This is a genomic window from Mycolicibacterium phocaicum (assembly GCF_010731115.1).
In the GTDB taxonomy this organism is placed as follows: Bacteria; Actinomycetota; Actinomycetes; order Mycobacteriales; family Mycobacteriaceae; genus Mycobacterium; species Mycobacterium phocaicum.
This window is the reverse complement of sequence record NZ_AP022616.1, coordinates 3,830,326-3,846,023: the sequence shown is the minus strand read 5'-3', so window position 1 is coordinate 3,846,023 and position 15,698 is coordinate 3,830,326. Positions and strand designations below refer to the sequence as shown.

The 15,698-nt window shown below is 61.8% G+C and carries 10 protein-coding genes and 2 pseudogenes; 3 read left to right on the top strand and 9 right to left on the bottom strand.

The window, feature by feature from the left end; all coding sequences use genetic code 11:
- Nucleotides 1-487 precede the first annotated feature (487 nt).
- Nucleotides 488-817: pseudogene (locus G6N46_RS18415) on the bottom strand (transposase); the annotation flags it as partial.
- 132 nt (nucleotides 818-949) lie between these two features.
- Between G6N46_RS18415 and G6N46_RS18410 the strand changes: the two are divergent.
- Nucleotides 950-2,107: a hypothetical protein gene (locus tag G6N46_RS18410; RefSeq protein ID WP_138251361.1), complete on the top strand. Its 1,158-nt coding sequence runs from the start codon at nucleotides 950-952 to the stop codon at nucleotides 2,105-2,107.
- 92 nt (nucleotides 2,108-2,199) lie between these two features.
- On the opposite strand, the gene G6N46_RS18405 is transcribed toward G6N46_RS18410, so the two are convergent.
- The 7 genes and pseudogenes from G6N46_RS18405 to G6N46_RS18375 all read right to left on the bottom strand — a co-directional run bounded on the left by G6N46_RS18405 (nucleotide 2,200) and on the right by G6N46_RS18375 (nucleotide 13,975).
- On the bottom strand, nucleotides 2,200-3,513 hold the full coding sequence (locus G6N46_RS18405; protein ID WP_163692866.1) for an IS256 family transposase: 1,314 nt from the start codon (nucleotides 3,511-3,513) through the stop codon (nucleotides 2,200-2,202).
- A 1,349-nt stretch (nucleotides 3,514-4,862) separates the two neighbouring features.
- Nucleotides 4,863-5,019: pseudogene (locus G6N46_RS18400) on the bottom strand (translation initiation factor IF-2 N-terminal domain-containing protein); the annotation flags it as partial.
- Between the two features lie 68 nt (nucleotides 5,020-5,087).
- Entirely contained in the window at nucleotides 5,088-8,243 is a 3,156-nt protein-coding gene (locus G6N46_RS18395; RefSeq protein WP_138251288.1) for a type I restriction endonuclease subunit R, read from the bottom strand.
- Between the two features lie 3 nt (nucleotides 8,244-8,246).
- On the bottom strand, nucleotides 8,247-9,548 hold the full coding sequence (locus G6N46_RS18390) for a restriction endonuclease subunit S (protein ID WP_138251289.1): 1,302 nt from the start codon (nucleotides 9,546-9,548) through the stop codon (nucleotides 8,247-8,249).
- A complete protein-coding gene (locus tag G6N46_RS18385; RefSeq protein ID WP_138251290.1) occupies nucleotides 9,545-11,281 on the bottom strand; it encodes a type I restriction-modification system subunit M in 1,737 nt (578 codons plus the stop codon). Before G6N46_RS18385 ends, G6N46_RS18390 begins: the two co-directional genes overlap by 4 nt.
- 76 nt (nucleotides 11,282-11,357) lie before the next feature.
- Nucleotides 11,358-13,457, bottom strand: a complete 2,100-nt coding sequence (locus G6N46_RS18380; RefSeq protein WP_138251291.1) for an N-6 DNA methylase — start codon at nucleotides 13,455-13,457, stop codon at nucleotides 11,358-11,360.
- Complete coding sequence (locus tag G6N46_RS18375; RefSeq protein ID WP_163692864.1) at nucleotides 13,457-13,975, bottom strand: PIN domain-containing protein; 519 nt, start codon at nucleotides 13,973-13,975, stop codon at nucleotides 13,457-13,459. Before G6N46_RS18375 ends, G6N46_RS18380 begins: the two co-directional genes overlap by 1 nt.
- Nucleotides 13,976-14,172: 197 nt before the next feature.
- Here G6N46_RS18375 and G6N46_RS18370 point away from each other — a divergent pair, with 197 nt between their 5' ends.
- Both G6N46_RS18370 and G6N46_RS18365 read left to right on the top strand, forming a co-directional pair.
- Nucleotides 14,173-14,379 carry a hypothetical protein gene (locus G6N46_RS18370; RefSeq protein ID WP_138251293.1) on the top strand — a complete coding sequence of 69 codons (207 nt, stop codon included), beginning with the start codon at nucleotides 14,173-14,175 and terminating at the stop codon, nucleotides 14,377-14,379.
- Nucleotides 14,380-14,627: 248 nt separating this feature from the next.
- The gene (locus tag G6N46_RS18365) at nucleotides 14,628-15,341 is read left to right on the top strand and encodes a type II toxin-antitoxin system RelB family anti-toxin (protein WP_138251294.1); all 714 of its coding nucleotides are present in this window, start codon (nucleotides 14,628-14,630) and stop codon (nucleotides 15,339-15,341) included.
- Between the two features lie 63 nt (nucleotides 15,342-15,404).
- Here the strand turns inward: G6N46_RS18365 and G6N46_RS18360 are convergent, their stop codons facing one another.
- Nucleotides 15,405-15,632, bottom strand: coding sequence for a hypothetical protein (locus G6N46_RS18360; protein WP_138251295.1), 228 nt, complete (start codon nucleotides 15,630-15,632; stop codon nucleotides 15,405-15,407).
- Nucleotides 15,633-15,698: the final 66 nt, after the last annotated feature.

Sequence of the window (15,698 nt, the reverse complement as noted above, 5' to 3'; positions counted from 1 at the left end):
CCTGAAATGCGGTTCCTTGACTCCGAACCCGAGTCGTCACACCCGCCCCGACTGGCTGCCGGAAACGAAATGAGCGGTCCCGCAGGGTGGTTCCCACGTTCACCAGGTCATCGATTGGTCAGGGAGGCGCCCAGCTCTACTCCGGCAGCATCGCCACGGCTACGCCGCAGGCCTTCACCGTGGCCTCCCCACCGCTGGAACTAAACGGCTTCGGAGTCAAACCCCACCCGCTCGGGTTCGTGCACTGCACACCGGCCCATATCCACCAGATTGGAGCCGGCTTCGCGGTTACGGAGCGTCTGACACTGGTTCGCTTACGCTGCACCTTCTGACCTTGCTCGACAAGCCCGCACCGTCTGGCAGTGCCGGCACGGCTTGCCTTCTCGGGACCGCTTGCCACCGATCACCGTCGTTCCCGGCGATCGGCTGCCCCGATGCTTCCTCAGGCCGCTGCGACGACCCGAAGGAGACGGTCTCTCACCGCCTCTCGATATACCCAGCGCCTCGTGGCGCACAGCTCCGCCGCGAAGAAAGTCGATGCAGATTTCAGAATCTCGTTGGCGCGCTTGAGCTCTCGGTTCTCAGCCCGCAACCGCCGGAGCTCCTCGGCCATGTCGCTGCTCACTCCCGGGCGCGTGCCGGAATCGATCTGATCGCGGCGCACCCAGGTCAACAAGGTCTGCGGCGTCCCAATCCCCAGCTTGGCCGCCACCGACTCGATCGCCGCCCACTCCGACGAATACTGATCGCGCACCTCGGCGACCATCCGCACTGCACGCTCACGCAGCTCGGCCGGGTACTTCCTCGAACCTGCCATGACTCCATCCTTCACAAGAGATGAAGTCTCCGGACTCACCGGGGCGATTCAGATCGCCCACTAACGGTTTAGCGATCAACGCGCTGGTAGTTATCCTGAGCGGGGCAATACACAGGAGCGAGATTCGAACTAATGGACGTTGACCGAACACCACGGACCAATTACTACACGCTTGATGAGTACATCGACTGGGCAGAATCGCTAGTGCGACTTATGGGCGAGGAATGGCTCAGTGCTCACGCACCTCAACCCCATCGGCCTGTGCACATTATCGCATCGTGGATACTGGGCTATCGCAATGCGACGCCCGAAACTCTGCACCAATCGCAGCAGCTCCTGCAAATCGGCGAACTTATGTCAAATATCCGAGCACTAGAGAACGCCGGCGTTCAAAACTTAGAGACGCGAATGAACGATCTGCGTCTTGATGACTTCGAGCGAGTTTCAAGCGCGATCCATGAAATTCGGGTAGCGGCTCACTACACGCTTGAAGGTAGGCGAGTCTTCTTTATACCCGAAGCCGGAACTCGCACCCCAGACATGCTGATCGACGACCAGGTCGAAGTCGAGTGTAAACATAAATGCAGCGTTAGCCGACAAGACAAGCAAAGATACGAGCTATACGGAATACTGTCGCGTCGCCTCCGATCAGCCTTCCACGACCGAGTACCACACTCGGCTCTAGATTTGGAAGTCATGTTTCATGCTGAACCCGTACGCGCACAGATTGAGAAGATCATCACGACCTCCCGCAATGCCCTACACGACACGCGGCCAAAAGTATTTACCGAAAGCGTCGACGGAGAATATTCAGCAAAGTATCAGACATTCGCGCGGGGTCACGGCCCCGACGGTCTAATACTGCCGCGCGAGTCTGGACAATCAAAATTTGATCAACGATCCATCGAAGGCATCGTTGTTGACGCCAACGGGCCGACTGGACCTGCACTCGGTCGATTTATCAATATGGCAATTGGTTGCGACATCCGACAGGATCGTGTTAAAGGTATACTGAAGTCAGTAAAATCTGCAGTGGGCCAGTTTTCGGGCCGCTACCCGGCGATCATCTCCGTCGATATTTCTGAAACCGTCCACAATATCCAGGGCGCATCCATGGGGCATCTTCGCGATGATATCTGCGCCATTTTGCGAAACAACACGAGGATTTCGCAAGTTCGGCTGGATTCCACGGTGCTACAGCAAGAGGACGGTCGAGACGTATACGGCTCGTCTTCAGAGATCATTCAGAATCCGCAGGCGAAGTATCCCTTGCCAGCACCGCATGGATAGCGAAACGCCCACCAAAGGGGTCGATTTCGCGGCGAACGTCGGCACCCCAGGGTGTTGCCGAGCAATTGTCAATACCTGTGGATCGGGGTGTTTCAGGCGACCTCCGTTTCGGTGTGCTGATCGCCGTCTGACGGTGGTGTCGGTGGGGTGATGTCGGTGGGCCGTTCGAGCAGTTTGCCTTTGTGGAAGACCGCTCCGGCGCGGACGAGGGCGACCAGATGTGGGGCGTTGACGGCCCGCCAACGGGCTTGGGCGGCGTCGATCAGCTTGTAGGCCATGGCCAATCCAGCGGCCCGCGATCCCGGACCCTTGGTGACCTTCGTTCTCAAACGCACTGTGGCGAAGGTGGATTCGATCGGATTCGTGGTACGCAGATGGATCCAGTGCTCGGCGGGGTACTTGTAGAACTCCAGCAGGACATCGAGGTCGTCGACGATCTTGGCGACCACTTTCGGGTACTTCGCGCCGAAGGCAACCGCGAAGGCCTTGACCGCGACCTGAGCTTTGTCGATGTCTTCGGCGTTGTAGATGTCCTTGATGGCCGCCAGCGCGGCCGGATGCGCTGACTTCGGCAGTGCGGAAAGGACGTTGGCCTGCTTGTGGAACCAGCAGCGCTGCTCTCGGGTCTTCGGGAATACCTCCCGCACCGCCTTCCAGAACCCGAGCGCGCCATCGCCGACGGCCAGCACTGGGGCGGTCATGCCGCGTCGTTTGCAGTCGCGCAGCAGATCCGCCCACGACTCGCATGACTCCCGATAGCCGTCGGTGATCGCCACGAGCTCTTTGCGGCCGTCAGCGCGCACGCCGAGCATCACCAGCAGGCACAGCTTCTCCTGGTCCAGGCGGACCTTGAGGTGAATGCCGTCGACCCACAGGTAGACGTAGTCGCTGCCGGACAGGTCCCGGGCAGCGAACGTACGGGCTTCGTCTTGCCACTGCGCGGTCAGACGGGTGATCGTGGTGGCCGACAACCCGGCACCCGAGCCGAGGAACTGCTCGAGTGCGGGCCCGAAGTCGCTGGTCGATAGGCCGTGCAGATACAGCAGCGGCAGCACCTCACTCATCTGCGGGGACTTGCGTGCCCAGGCCGGCAGGATCGCCGAGGAAAACCGCTGCCGCTCACCAGAATCGGGGTCGACACGGCGATCGTTGACCCGCGGCGCCTTCACCTGCACGGCACCGGCCGCGGTCAGCACCTCACGCGGCTGGTGATAGCCGTTGCGGACCACCAGTCGGTGACCGTTCTCGTCACGCTGATCAGCGAATGCGGCCACGTACGCGGCGACCTCGGCCTGCAGGGCAGCGGCCAACATCTGCCGGGCTCCGTCGCGGACGATCTCGTCCAACAACGACCGGCCGGCCTCGCCGCCGTTGGCCTCCTCGGCATCGTGAACTACGGTGAGCATGGGCGTACCTTCCCAACCAGCGCGCCAACGCCGGTCTTGATCGAATACCTGATTCCGTGATGATCATCCTCGGGAAGGTGCGCCCACTTTCAGGCCACCTCCTCGGGCCTCATCCACAGGTATTGATCATTGCTCAGGTGTTGCCCCAACCTATCTGTCGCTGATTCCGACCGTCGGAGACTGGTGTGACAACGTCCCACAATCACAGCGCTGCTAACCGCGACCGCCCTCGAAGCTCCCGGCCACTCGGTAATCCATCGCATCCGTACTTCTTTGCGGGAGTCGATACCCGGAACCAGCGCATCGGTCGCCCCGTGCGTTGAGGTGACGAACCAGCTCGACACGCGCGCTGTCGACATCGATTCGTTTCAAGCAGTTCGGACACTTCCACGACTTCGGCCCGAGCGCCGGTGGCGGCTTCCTGCGCCCGTTGCTTGCTGCTGCCTTCGCACGCACCTGGCTGCGACCGCGTAGGCATTCCGCGCACAGCCCCTTCGCAATGCTGAAGCCCTTCATCGACGTCCGTGTCTTGCAGCCCACGCAGTACTGCGTGGTCAGCTGTTGCTTGCCGGCTGCTCGCCGTGGTGTCTCCGACTTCCGTTGATTTCGAACAATTGATTTGGCGTTGCGACGGTTCCGAGGAGTCAACTCCTTCGCCGGAACAGGTGGCTTACGGCTGGCTATGATCCTTCGCAGACCTCGTTGTGTAAGGCCGTATTTGGCCTCGCATTCCCGAGCCAACGCGTCCTTCGCCTGACTCGGATTCTCCGACTGGCAGGCACGCTGGTAGCGCTCGCAGATGTCGATGGCCACCGACGGCGTGACCGGGTCGTATCGGCGCTTTCCCTTGTCGTTGCCGGGTTTCGGCTGGGTAGGGGTGGTGCCCACTGCGCGCTGCTCAGCACCGGCAGGATGTGACTTCGGCTTTCGCGCTTGCGTTGCAACGCCGGGTTTGGCAACCCGAGGACTCCGCTCAGCACCGTCCTTGGCCGATACAACTCGCGGTTCACCGTCGGCCAGCCTGCGCAACTTATCGCTGGAAACCAACTGGCGCAGTGCTGACCTCGAAATCCCGTACCTGACTTGGCATTCCTGAAATAGCTCATTGACTGCATGGCTCGGGTTCTCCGAAACAGTGGCGAGTCGATGGCTCCTGTATATGTCGACGGCATCGGCGGAGGTAAGCAGCGAGGATGGGCGCTTGCCACCGGCTACTTTCGGTTGGGCGGCAATGGCCACTGTTCGTTGTCGCTGGGCCTTGCCGCCGGCCACATCCAGCGGGGTGGGGATAGTGCCTGCTGCTCGTCGCTGATCCTTGGCGCCAGCTGCTCTCGGACCCGGATGTGGGACCCCATACGCTTCACGCAACCGTCGAGCAACAGGTGCCTCGACAGTCGAGGATGCGGACTTGACGAACGCGCCGTTGGCGGCGAGCCGCGCCAAGACCTCCCTGCTTGTGATACCGAGCTCTTTAGCCAGCTCATGTACCCGTGCCTTGCCAGCCACTGTTTAGGCCCTCACCTCATCCATCGCATGAGCCCGCCAATCTTGCGGCGAACGCGTCATACCCGAAGTTACTTCGGGCCCCCGACAACCTGCCCAGCACCGGTGACCGCCACATCAGTCTGCTCATCCTCTGAAGAGACGACCTGATAGAACCACTTGGCGATATCGGAGATTAAGTGGGTACGCCCGGGAGCGTTGGTGAAGAAGTAGTCGCTCATCTTCTCGTGCGCACCTTGGTTGTCAGCAACCGCGCCAGTGACCGCATCATCGAAGTCAGGCGACTCGACAAACTGCTTGGCGGAGTTGACCTTTGCCTGCTGTACAAGGGCATGGTCTTCAAGGAGCGTGCGCAGCAACGCTTCCAGGAACGACACTTTCTGCGACTGAGTGAAGTCCTCGGACCCGAACAGATCGTTGAGCCGGTCAAGTACCTGTTGGAAGGCAACCATTTTCGGGTCACGTTTCTCACCCGACCCGGCAGCGGTCACCCCGGACAACCCGACCCGCGTACCAAGTCCGATGTCGACCCGACCCCGGTCGATCTGCTTGACCTGCTTCAAAACAACATCGGACAGGTCGATGGGTGCGGTGTAGTTCTCCGGCTGGATGACCCGTTCGAGGTGCCGAAGGTAGATCTGCTTCTTCGCCAGCTCTGGGTCGCCGTAGTCGATGATCTGGGACATGAAGTCGTAGAGCCGGACGAAGGAGCCGACGTCCTTGCGGAACATGTCCAGCTCGGCGAGTGCGGCCTTGTCGCCCTCTCCACCGTTGTGGATCAGCGCCGCGGTGTACCGGTCGGCGAACCGCTTCTGCCCCGGCCCGACGGTCGCGACGAGTGCGCTGTTGCCCTTGCCCTTCACGTACGCCTCGGCGCATCGGTCGATCTCGGCCTGGGTGTAGATCGCCGCGGTGTCGAGCTTCGCGGCGAGGTCGTGCACCAGGTTCGGATCGGTCGCGGTCTCGAGGAACGCGTCGGTGAAGTACGGCTCGAACGCCTCCCGGATCGCCTGGGGCTCGTTGACGAAGTCCACCACCTGCGTCTCTGCCGCGCTCTTCGAGATACCGGAAGGGGTGCGGTACGTGCGGTTGAGCCGCGAAAGGGTCTGCACCGCAGTCACACCGGAGAGGATCCGGTCGACGTACATCGCGCACAGCAGCGGCTGATCGAACCCGGTCTGGAACTTGTTGGCGACGATCATGATCTTGTACTGGTCGCCGCGGAACGCCGTCCGCAGGTCGTGCACGCCCGGGTTCATGGACGCCTCGGTGAAGTCCTCCGATCCGGACTCGGGGTCCTGCACCGCTCCGGAGAACGCGACCAGCGTCCCGTAGCCGTAGTCTTTCTTCGCGATGTAGTCGTCGATCGCCAGCTTGTAGCGGACCGCGGCCTTGCGGGAGTCGGTGACCACCATCGCTTTTGCATGCCCGTCCAGCAGTGGCGCGACCCTCTCCCGGAAGTGCTCGACGATGATGGCCGACTTCTGCTCGATGGTCTGCGGGTTCAGCTTGACCCACTTCATCACGGCCTTGGTGGCTTCGTTCTGGTCGACCTCGTGACCGCCGCTGGCGTTCTGGCCGATCTGGAATGCCAGCTTGAACGAGTGGTAGCCCGTCAGGACGTCGAGGATGTAGCCCTCTTCGATAGCCTGCTTCATCGTGTAGACGTGGAACGGCACCGGGTTCTCACCCCGACCCGGCTCGCGGCCGAACAACTCCAGCGTCTTGCCCTTCGGGGTGGCGGTGAACGCGAAGTAGGAGATGTTCTCCGACGCCGCCCGCTCGGTGGCCTCCGCGGCGAGGATCGCCTCGACGTCGATGTCGCCACCGTTTGCGATCTCGTCGATCTCCTCAGCGGTAAGGACGGCCTTGAGCTTGCCGGCGACCTGCCCGGACTGCGAGGAGTGGGCCTCGTCGGCGATGACCGCGAACTTCTTGCCCTTGAGCCCCATGTTCTTTCGGATCTCGTCCATCGCGAACGGGAACGTCTGGATGGTGACGACGATGACCAGCTTGCCGTCCGTGAGCGCCTTCGCCAGCAGCCCGGACTTGGATCCGCCGGCCTTCGCCGCGGCGTCCCGGTCGATCGCCACGACGATGCCCTGGTCATTGTCGATCTGCGTGATCGCGTCCTGCAACTGCGCGTCGAGAACGTTGCGGTCGGTGACCACGATGACCGAGTCGAAGACCTTCTCGTTGTCGACCTGCAGCCGCGCCATCCGGTGCGCGGTCCACGCGATCGAGTCCGTCTTCCCCGACCCCGCCGAGTGCTGGATCAGGTACCGGTGCCCGACACCCTCGGCGGTCACCGCGGCGGTGAGATTCGCGACGGCCTCCCACTGGTGGAAGCGGGGGAACCGCAGCGTCGACGACTTGCTGGTCTTGCCGCTGATCGGGTCTGTCGAGGTCTCGTGCTTGATGTACATCAGCCGGCCGAGGATGTTCAGCCACGCATCGCGCTGCAGCACCCGCTCCCACAGGTACGCCGTCCGTGATCCGTTGGGGTTCAGCGGGTTTCCGGCTCCGCCGGTCTCGGTGCCGCGGTTGAACGGCAGGAAGTGCGTCTTCTCCCCGGCAAGGCGGGTCGTCATCCACACCTCGTCGTTGGACACCGCGAAATGCACCAGTGCCCGCGCACCGGAGACGAACAGCGGCTGCATTTTCCCAGTTGCGGGGTCCTTCGGTAACCGCGTGGTCCGGTACTGGGTGATCGCGTCCGCCACGGTCTGGGTTAAGTCGGTCTTGAGCTCCACTGTGGCCACCGGGAGGCCGTTGACGAAGAACACCAGGTCCACGGACCGGTTGTCGGCGGTGGAGAAGTGCACCTGCCGCATCACCCGCAGCCGCACCGCGGCGTAGTCGGCGTTGCGCTTGGCATTGAGCGTGGACTCCGGCTTGAACACGCACATCTGGAACTTCGCCGCGAGGTGCGAGAACCCCTTCCGGAGCAGGTTCAGGGTGCCTCCGCCGTTCTCCAGCGGCAGGTCGAGCACCTTGACGATCCGGTCGAGCAGCTGCGCCTGCTGCTTGTCGATGTCCTTGGAGCCGGACTTGACTACCTTCTCCAGCTGGTCGGGCTGGGTGTCGGCGAGCCATCCGAGGATGTCCTCGGGGAACAGCGCCCGTTCCTTGTCGTAGCCAGTGTCGTTCGGCGAGTACAGCCAGCCGTGGCCGCCGAGGTACTCGGCGATCTCTTTCTCGAACTCGATCTCGTTGTGCTGGGCCATGTTTCAGGCCACCTCCGCTCGCACGTCGATCTGCCCGGTAACCGCGGCGGTGATCAGAGCGGCGCGGCGCTCACGGGATAGCTCGATGAACCTCTCGGTCTCAGCGATCAGGGTGTCGATCTTGGCGGATTGTTCATCCAGGTAAGCGACTATGCGGCGCTGCTCGTCGAGGGGCGGGCGAAGCCACGGCGCTTCGCCGAGCTCCTCCCGGTTGATCTTGGGCATCTTCACCCGCTGGGACATCAGAGTCGCGAACGTATGGAAGGGACGAGCAAGCATGTAATACAGCAGGTACCGGTGTTCGTCGCCCTTACGACTAGACATCGCATACATATCCGCGCTCGTCAAGCAGTCCTCGTCTGCGACGGCCACCTTATTGAGTGCCGGGCGAATCTTGGAATACAGCACCTGTCCCGCCGTTGCGACGTACTTTCCACTGTCCGCCCCCTGCTCGCGAGCGGTTTGTCGCTCCACAATCTGTCCCGTACCACCCTTGACGTGGTTCGGCGCGACGAGAACCATGTCAGTCCACGGATCTTCACGGGGATCGACCTGACCTCCGTTAATAGCGACGTCGCGGCTAAAACGCCCAACTGTCCAGTGTCCTGGGACAGCGCCAAGGTAGACATTGCCGCTGTCGACGAGGGGCGCCTGGTCGATACCTTCAATCGCGCCGCGGGTAATCACCGACTGACGCCGCTCACGCAGCAGGTCGATGAGCTGCTGCTGCTCCTCAATGAGCGTGTCGATCCGGTCCGTCTCCCGGTCTAGGAAGTCGGCGATGGCGCACTGCTCGTCAAGGGGCGGCATAGCAAATCTCAGATTAAGGAGTGTTCCGGATGTGAGCTGGTTGATGGTTGCAGTCGAGAACAAGCCCGTCTGAGCGGCGAATATCTGCGAGTTCAGGACCCAGCGAAGGTAGTCGTTGCGCTCGGACCGCAGGACGGCCATGAAGGCGCCCCAAGTTTGTCCCACCACCTCAGGGGTTGCCACTGCGTTCTTTCCAACGAGGCGCGCGCTTCCGTTCCGTGCACATATCACTATGTCGCCGGATCGCAGACGCAGGTCGTCCGGTACATCTTTCGCCACGTAAACGTTGTCGTTCAGATGAAGACGCCCTTCGTGGATATTTCCGGCACGGAGAACCAATGTGGCTCCGTCGGAGTCATCGACAACATCGCCGGGATCGTACGTAAGGCCAATTAGCGCCTTGCCCACGTTCTTAACGCGTAGCACCTGCCAGTGCTTCGGAACCAACGGCATCGATGGCTCTGAAGTTGGCACATACGCGGCATACCGCTTCATCCCTCGACTTCCCGCAGCAGGTTCATGATCTTCGCGACCTGCTTCTCCAAGTCGGCGTCGATCTCGGCGAGGGGCCGGGGCGGGATGTACTTGTAGAAGTGCCGGGTGAACGGGATCTCGTAGCCGACCTTGGTTTTCGTCTCCTCGATCCACGCGTCGGGGACGTGCGGCAGGACCTCGGCCTCGAAGTACTGCATGATCGTCGCATCGCGGCCGAGGTCGCCGTCGGTGTTCCCGCCATACGTGAAAGGAACGTTCTCGGTGTCGCGCTTCTTCGTATCCGGCTTCGGGTTGCCCTTCCGGTCCTTCGACACCTTCCCCGTCTCGGTCAGCAGCGGCCGCTCCACGGTAACGGTCCAGTACGCAAAATCGTTGGCGATGAACACCTTCGAGTAGTCCGGGTCGGCCTCGTCGAACGCGTCGTACAGCGCCAGGATCCGGTCCCGGGCCGCGGCGTCGACCTCCCGGTTCTTCGCGCCCAGGCTCTTGCGCATCTTCGTCCAGAACGAGGTGGCGTCGATCAGCTGCACCTTGCCGAGGCGTTCTGGGCGCTTCGTGTTGTCCAGGATCCAGATGTACGTGGCGATGCCGGTGTTGAAGAACATGTTCGTCGGCAGCGCGACGATCGCCTCGACCAGGTCGGATTCGAGGAGCCACTGCCGAATCTGCGACGGACCCGACTCCGCGGCGCCGCTGAACAGCGGCGAGCCGTTGAGGACGATGCCGGCGCGGCCGCCCCCGTCATGCGCGGGCCGCATCTTGCTGGCTAGGTGGGACAGGAACAGCATCTGGCCGTCGCCGATCGCCGGAAGCCCATGCGAGAACCGGGAATTCGGCGCGAGCGACTCTTTCTTCACCGACTCCTGGGAGGCCTTCCAGTCCACGCCGTACGGCGGGTTGGACATGCAGAAGTCGAAGGTCCGGTCGAAGAACAGGTCATCGGCCAAGGTGTCGCCAAGCTTGATGTTCCCGGCGTCCTGGCCCTTGGCGATCATGTCGGACTTGCAGATCGCATACGACTGGTCGTTGATCTCCTGCCCGTACAGCCGCAGCCGTGCGTCCGGGTTCCGTTCCAGCAGTCGTTCCTCCGCGACGGACAGCATGCCGCCGGTCCCTGCCGTGGGGTCGTAGATCGTCCGCACCGTCCCGGGTTCGAGGAGTCCGACGTTGTCCTCGGCGAACAGCAGGTCCACCATCAGCCGGATCGCGTCACGCGGGGTGTAATGCTCGCCGGCCTCCTCGTTGGAGGCCTCCGCGAACTTGTAGATCAGGTGCTCGAACAGGTCACCCATCTCGGCGTTGGACACCACGTCGGGGTGCAGGTCGACCTCGGCGAACTGCGACGCCACCAGGTACAGCCGGTTCTTCTCGTCCAGGGTGGCGAGCTCGTTCTCGAACTTGAACCGCTCGAACACGTCGATGTTCGCGGAGAACCCGGTGATGTAGTCCATCAGATTCGCCCGCAGGCCCTCCGGATCCTCCAGCAGCAGCTTGAAGTCGAAGGCGCTGGTGTTGTAGAACGCGAGGCCGGTTTTACGCTTCACCTGCACGTCCAGGGCGCCGCCGGAGTACTTCTCAGCCAGTACCCGCACGTCGGCGCGGGTTGGTTCGAGGATGCAGTCCAGGCGCCGCAGGATCGTGAACGGCAGGATCACACCGCCGTACTGGTGCGGCTTGTACACGCCGCGGAGCTGGTCTGCGATGCCCCACACAAAGTTGCCCAGCTTGCTCAACGGACTGTCCTCCTGAAACTGTGCTCAACGTACGGGTCGCACGAGTCTGACACCCTAATTCGGGCGTTGGGCCGGATCACTTGTCTCCGCCAATCGGAGCGTCGTAGCGCACCGCGTCAAGAATGGCCGCGGCGGCGGATGTTGCCGCCTCGGCTACCGCCTGGGCGTGCCGAGCTAACTGCTCGACCTCACGCACTGCGTTAGCAAGCTGCTCCTGCTCCCAAAGCGGGAGCATCGGAATCTCTAAGTCACGCAGGTCAACTCGCTGAATAGTCGAGCCCTTGTTGAAACGTTCGTTCCAGGAGCCGCCGAGGCAGTGCGCCACGAAACTTGGGCTGCACTGCTTTTGATCGACGCGGAGCCGATGCACACCATTCCCAAGGATTCGTCCGCCTAGCTCGTCGACTGCAGCCCGCACGGTGTTCAAAGTCGTAACTAGTACGTCACCTGCACGGGTTCGGTCGTCAGGTTCGTCCATTGGGGCGATACGCTCGACGGCCGCCGCCGCCAGGAACGGTAATCCGTCGCGCACATCGCTGGGCTTCACCAGCAGAGTGCCATCTTCGTTGTCGAGATCGTCGAGCTTTGCCCGCCCGTTCTGGATCGATGCCACGCCGAGCTGGACGAGTTCTTTCACGGTCAGTACGCGTGGTGTCGCGTTCGGTCCATGAGTTACCGGCACTACCGCATGATCCAACAATACGGCGAGAGCCTCTCCCAATGCTTCGTGTGAATTCCTGAAACGGGCCGCTACATCTTCCGGGTCTGAACCGGGCGTTTGCACCCAGCGACGGGGATCGAGCTGAGCGTCGTCGGCGAGTAGGTCCATCGTCTGTACTGGCGCATAGGGCGGCGCGTCATCGACGGGGCAACCCTCGCCGAGAGTTAACCAAGACGCTACGCGGGTTTCTGGAGTCACTGCGTCTGACCCATCAACCAACAAAACAGGAACTGTGCCGGACGGGTGATCCGCCTGGCGCAACACCCACAATGCCAGTTGAATGCCGGTGTGAGGCAGCATTTTTGGTGGCAATAGAACTACCGCTTCTATCCACCCCGACCGCAACAGCTCAGCCCGAATCGCGGCGCTGCGGTGCCGCGCAAACAGCGAGCTGACCGACGTTACGACATAGGCGCATCCACCCGGCTTCAGATGGGCAATTGCATGTTGGATCCATGCCAATTCGGAGTTGTTCGTCGGCGGTACGCCGAAGGCCCAACGCGGATCGGCAATGTTTTGCGACCGCGACCAGTCCAACCCGAAGGGCGGTTCGGCGATAACAACATCAGCGCGAAGGCCTGGGTCCGGGTCGCCGTCCAGCACGTCTTGAAGCGCGTACTTCGTATCGATTCCGTGGAGTGAACTACGCATCCGGGCAATGCTCAAAGCCTGCTCATTGATTTCATGACCGACGGTCTGCACTTTGCCGGCGCTCTTTGTCCAGGTCTGGATGAGTGCCTCGCCGATGCCGCACGCGGGGTCATAGACGAGACCCTTGGCGGGCGACGCGAGGTTCGACAAGAGTTCGGAGATTCGCGACCCCACGAGCCCGTGTTCTCCAAGCCCATAGCCGGCCGCGCGACCACGTTCGGCGGCGCTGCGCCTGAGTACTTCGTCGGCTGCTTCGGCCAGATACTCGGGATCGATAGCGTCGACGACCCTCACGACTGCGCTGATCGCATCAATCGCGCTCCTGGCGCGTGCCCAGTGGCCAATTTTGTCGGCCACGGCAGATATGTCACGCCAGCGCACATCCTGAGCACTTGCTTGATCAGCTACCTCGCGGAATGCTTCCACGATTTGGAGCGGGTCAGAAGCTCGAATCCGCTGCCAATTCGAATCATCACCCTCGGCGGACAACTTGCGTGCGCAGCACAATGCGAGAGCGAGTTCGGTCGCCTCGGAAGCGGGAACACTGACTCGCATGGCGTTCAACGCATGGGTGAGTGCAGCTTGTCCGTGGTCTTGCCGAATCTGAATTTCCGGCTTCGTGGCCGCCAGCCACGCAATGACTTGTGACCGGTCGTAAAGCGGCTTGGCGTCGGAGCCTGGAACCGGCTCCGGGAACGGGATACTGCTTGGTCGCTTCCGCCAATTGGTGACTGCACTTCGTGACACGCCAGCCAAGTCGGCGATCTGGCTAGGCGTGAGCAGCGCGTTGGGCGAATCGTTCATCAGGCGACTTCCTTGTGTGTCACAGCTGAGCCGGGACGCGGTGTTGGACGATCCGGTAGGAAATTCACCGTGTGGGCGGCGAGCTCCAACACCCGCGATAGACCGTCTCGGTGGGCAACGACCGTGGTGCGAATGCCTCGTGCGGCTAAGCCGCCTATGGCATCGGCGAAGATTCCGTCGCCGGACACAAGGACGAGCTCCGTGAATCTCCGGGCGATGTTCTCCTCGAGTACCTCGAGGAGGGCCAAGTCTGCGCCGTCGGGTCCCGAACGTACGACGTATCGCACGTGGGTCCACGTGCAGCCCAGCTCAAGGAGCCCGGAAGGACCGCAGCCAACCACGACATGGTCGCCGGGGCGTGCCGAAACTAGGCGCCCCACGGTCGCCTTTGCCCATCCAATGTGTTCGCCTACCTCGGCGGACCCGCCAACGACGTTTTCGATATCCACCAGCACCATGCGGCGCTGGCCAACTGCACCGTTCTGCAGGGAGCGGCGGCCCGTGTCCTTGATTGGCATAGTAAAACTGTCGCATGCCATCAACCCGATGTCAACCCGTGTATGTAGTTCACATCAATACGCGAATGGTTCCTATTGACACGTGACAACCAGCCCGGGTTACTCCGAACTCCCACGAAGACTGAGCTCACGATCGTCTACCGCCGTCTAGCATTTGGCCTACAGGATTCTCACAATCAAACGACAAGGACGCTCTTGTGGTGGATTTCAACTTCGAAATCAACGAAGCCGGCATGCAGCAGCTCCAGCAAGAGCTAGAGGAAAAGTTCGCTGCCGGCTTGCAGGTGCCCCTCGATGGCGACGAAGAAACCGCCGTTCAGAGCGTCCTCGACCAAATGTCCAGCATGGGAATCACCCCGAATGAGTCCGAAGTTCGCAAGATCGTCCGCGACGCACGTGGCTGAGTGATGTCAAGCACCTGGGATGAACGTGACGTGCCGGTTCTCAAGGCGATCTTCGAGCGCCGCGACAATCACACGACTTCGTCGGGGTCGTCGCAGGCGCCCCGTGTGTAATAACGCTTTTGCGGACTAGTCGTTTGAAGTAATATTTCCGTGTCGTCGCTGGTTTCACGAGCGAGTTCCCAGAGACGGTCATTGCCTCGGTGCGGCATCGCGCGCAGACGTGGCAATTCAGGCAGGAGTGACTGTCCATGGAGATTGAGGACAAGGGTGGCCAGCGCCTGCTACGCAGGGTCGCTGATCCTGCCTACGCTGAGCGCATCACGGAGATTCGCAATGCTATGCGCGAGATGGACCGGGCGTACGCCGGGCGCCTGGCGAGCATCCGGAAGGCCGCGCAGCTCACCCAGGAAGATATGGCTACCCGGCTCGGCAAGAGACAATCGGCAGTGTCCAAACTGGAACGCCAGCACGATCTTCTGCTGTCGACACTTGCTCGCTATATCCGCGCCGCGGGCCCCGAGGCGGAGTTGGTCGTCACCGTTGGTGGCCACGAATTGCGTTACGCCATAGATGAATTCGTGTCCAGCGGGGCCGACGATCCGTATCCTGCCGTGATCGGCCCGGTCCACGACATTAGCGGGGTCGCCCGGCGCCTGAACCTTTCAGAAAAGGCAATCGAGCAGTACGTCGCACGTAACGAGCTGTTGGCGTGCCGAACATCCGAGGGCATGCAGGTTTTTCCAGCCTTCCAGTTCCACGACGACGGGCAGCTCATTCCCGGTTTAGGAACGGTGTTGCAGATCATGGTCGAAGGCACCGAAGATCGATGGCAGGTCGCGCTGTGGTTGTCCACGCCGAGTGAGGACCTGCGTGGACGACGTCCGTACGAGGCGTTAAAGGCGGGGCGGGTCAAAGCGGTTGAGAAGTTAGCGCGTCAGACCGCTGCGCGGTGGCTTCACTAGGCCGTCGACGCTTGCGGTCTATCTAAACCGCATATCATCTCGGGCCGACGACGCCAACGTGCATCACTTAGCTCGACCACCCATGACTTGTTGCCTGTAATGAGCGCCGGTGATTCGTCCGGCGGCCAACTCGATAAGCCGCAGCACGGATTCACGGCTGGGGATGTCGCCTTCGATCACGCCACTGACGATAACGTCGAACACGACCCGACGATCCTCGGCGGACAAGTCGCTGTCACGTAGCAGTTCCGCGAGGTCGTAGGGCTCGTAGTGCGCGGCCTCGTCGTTCATTTGGCCAGCCTATCCACGCGTGTTCGAGCCGCCTGGTGGCGACGCTACGCCGTAGCTCCCATCGTT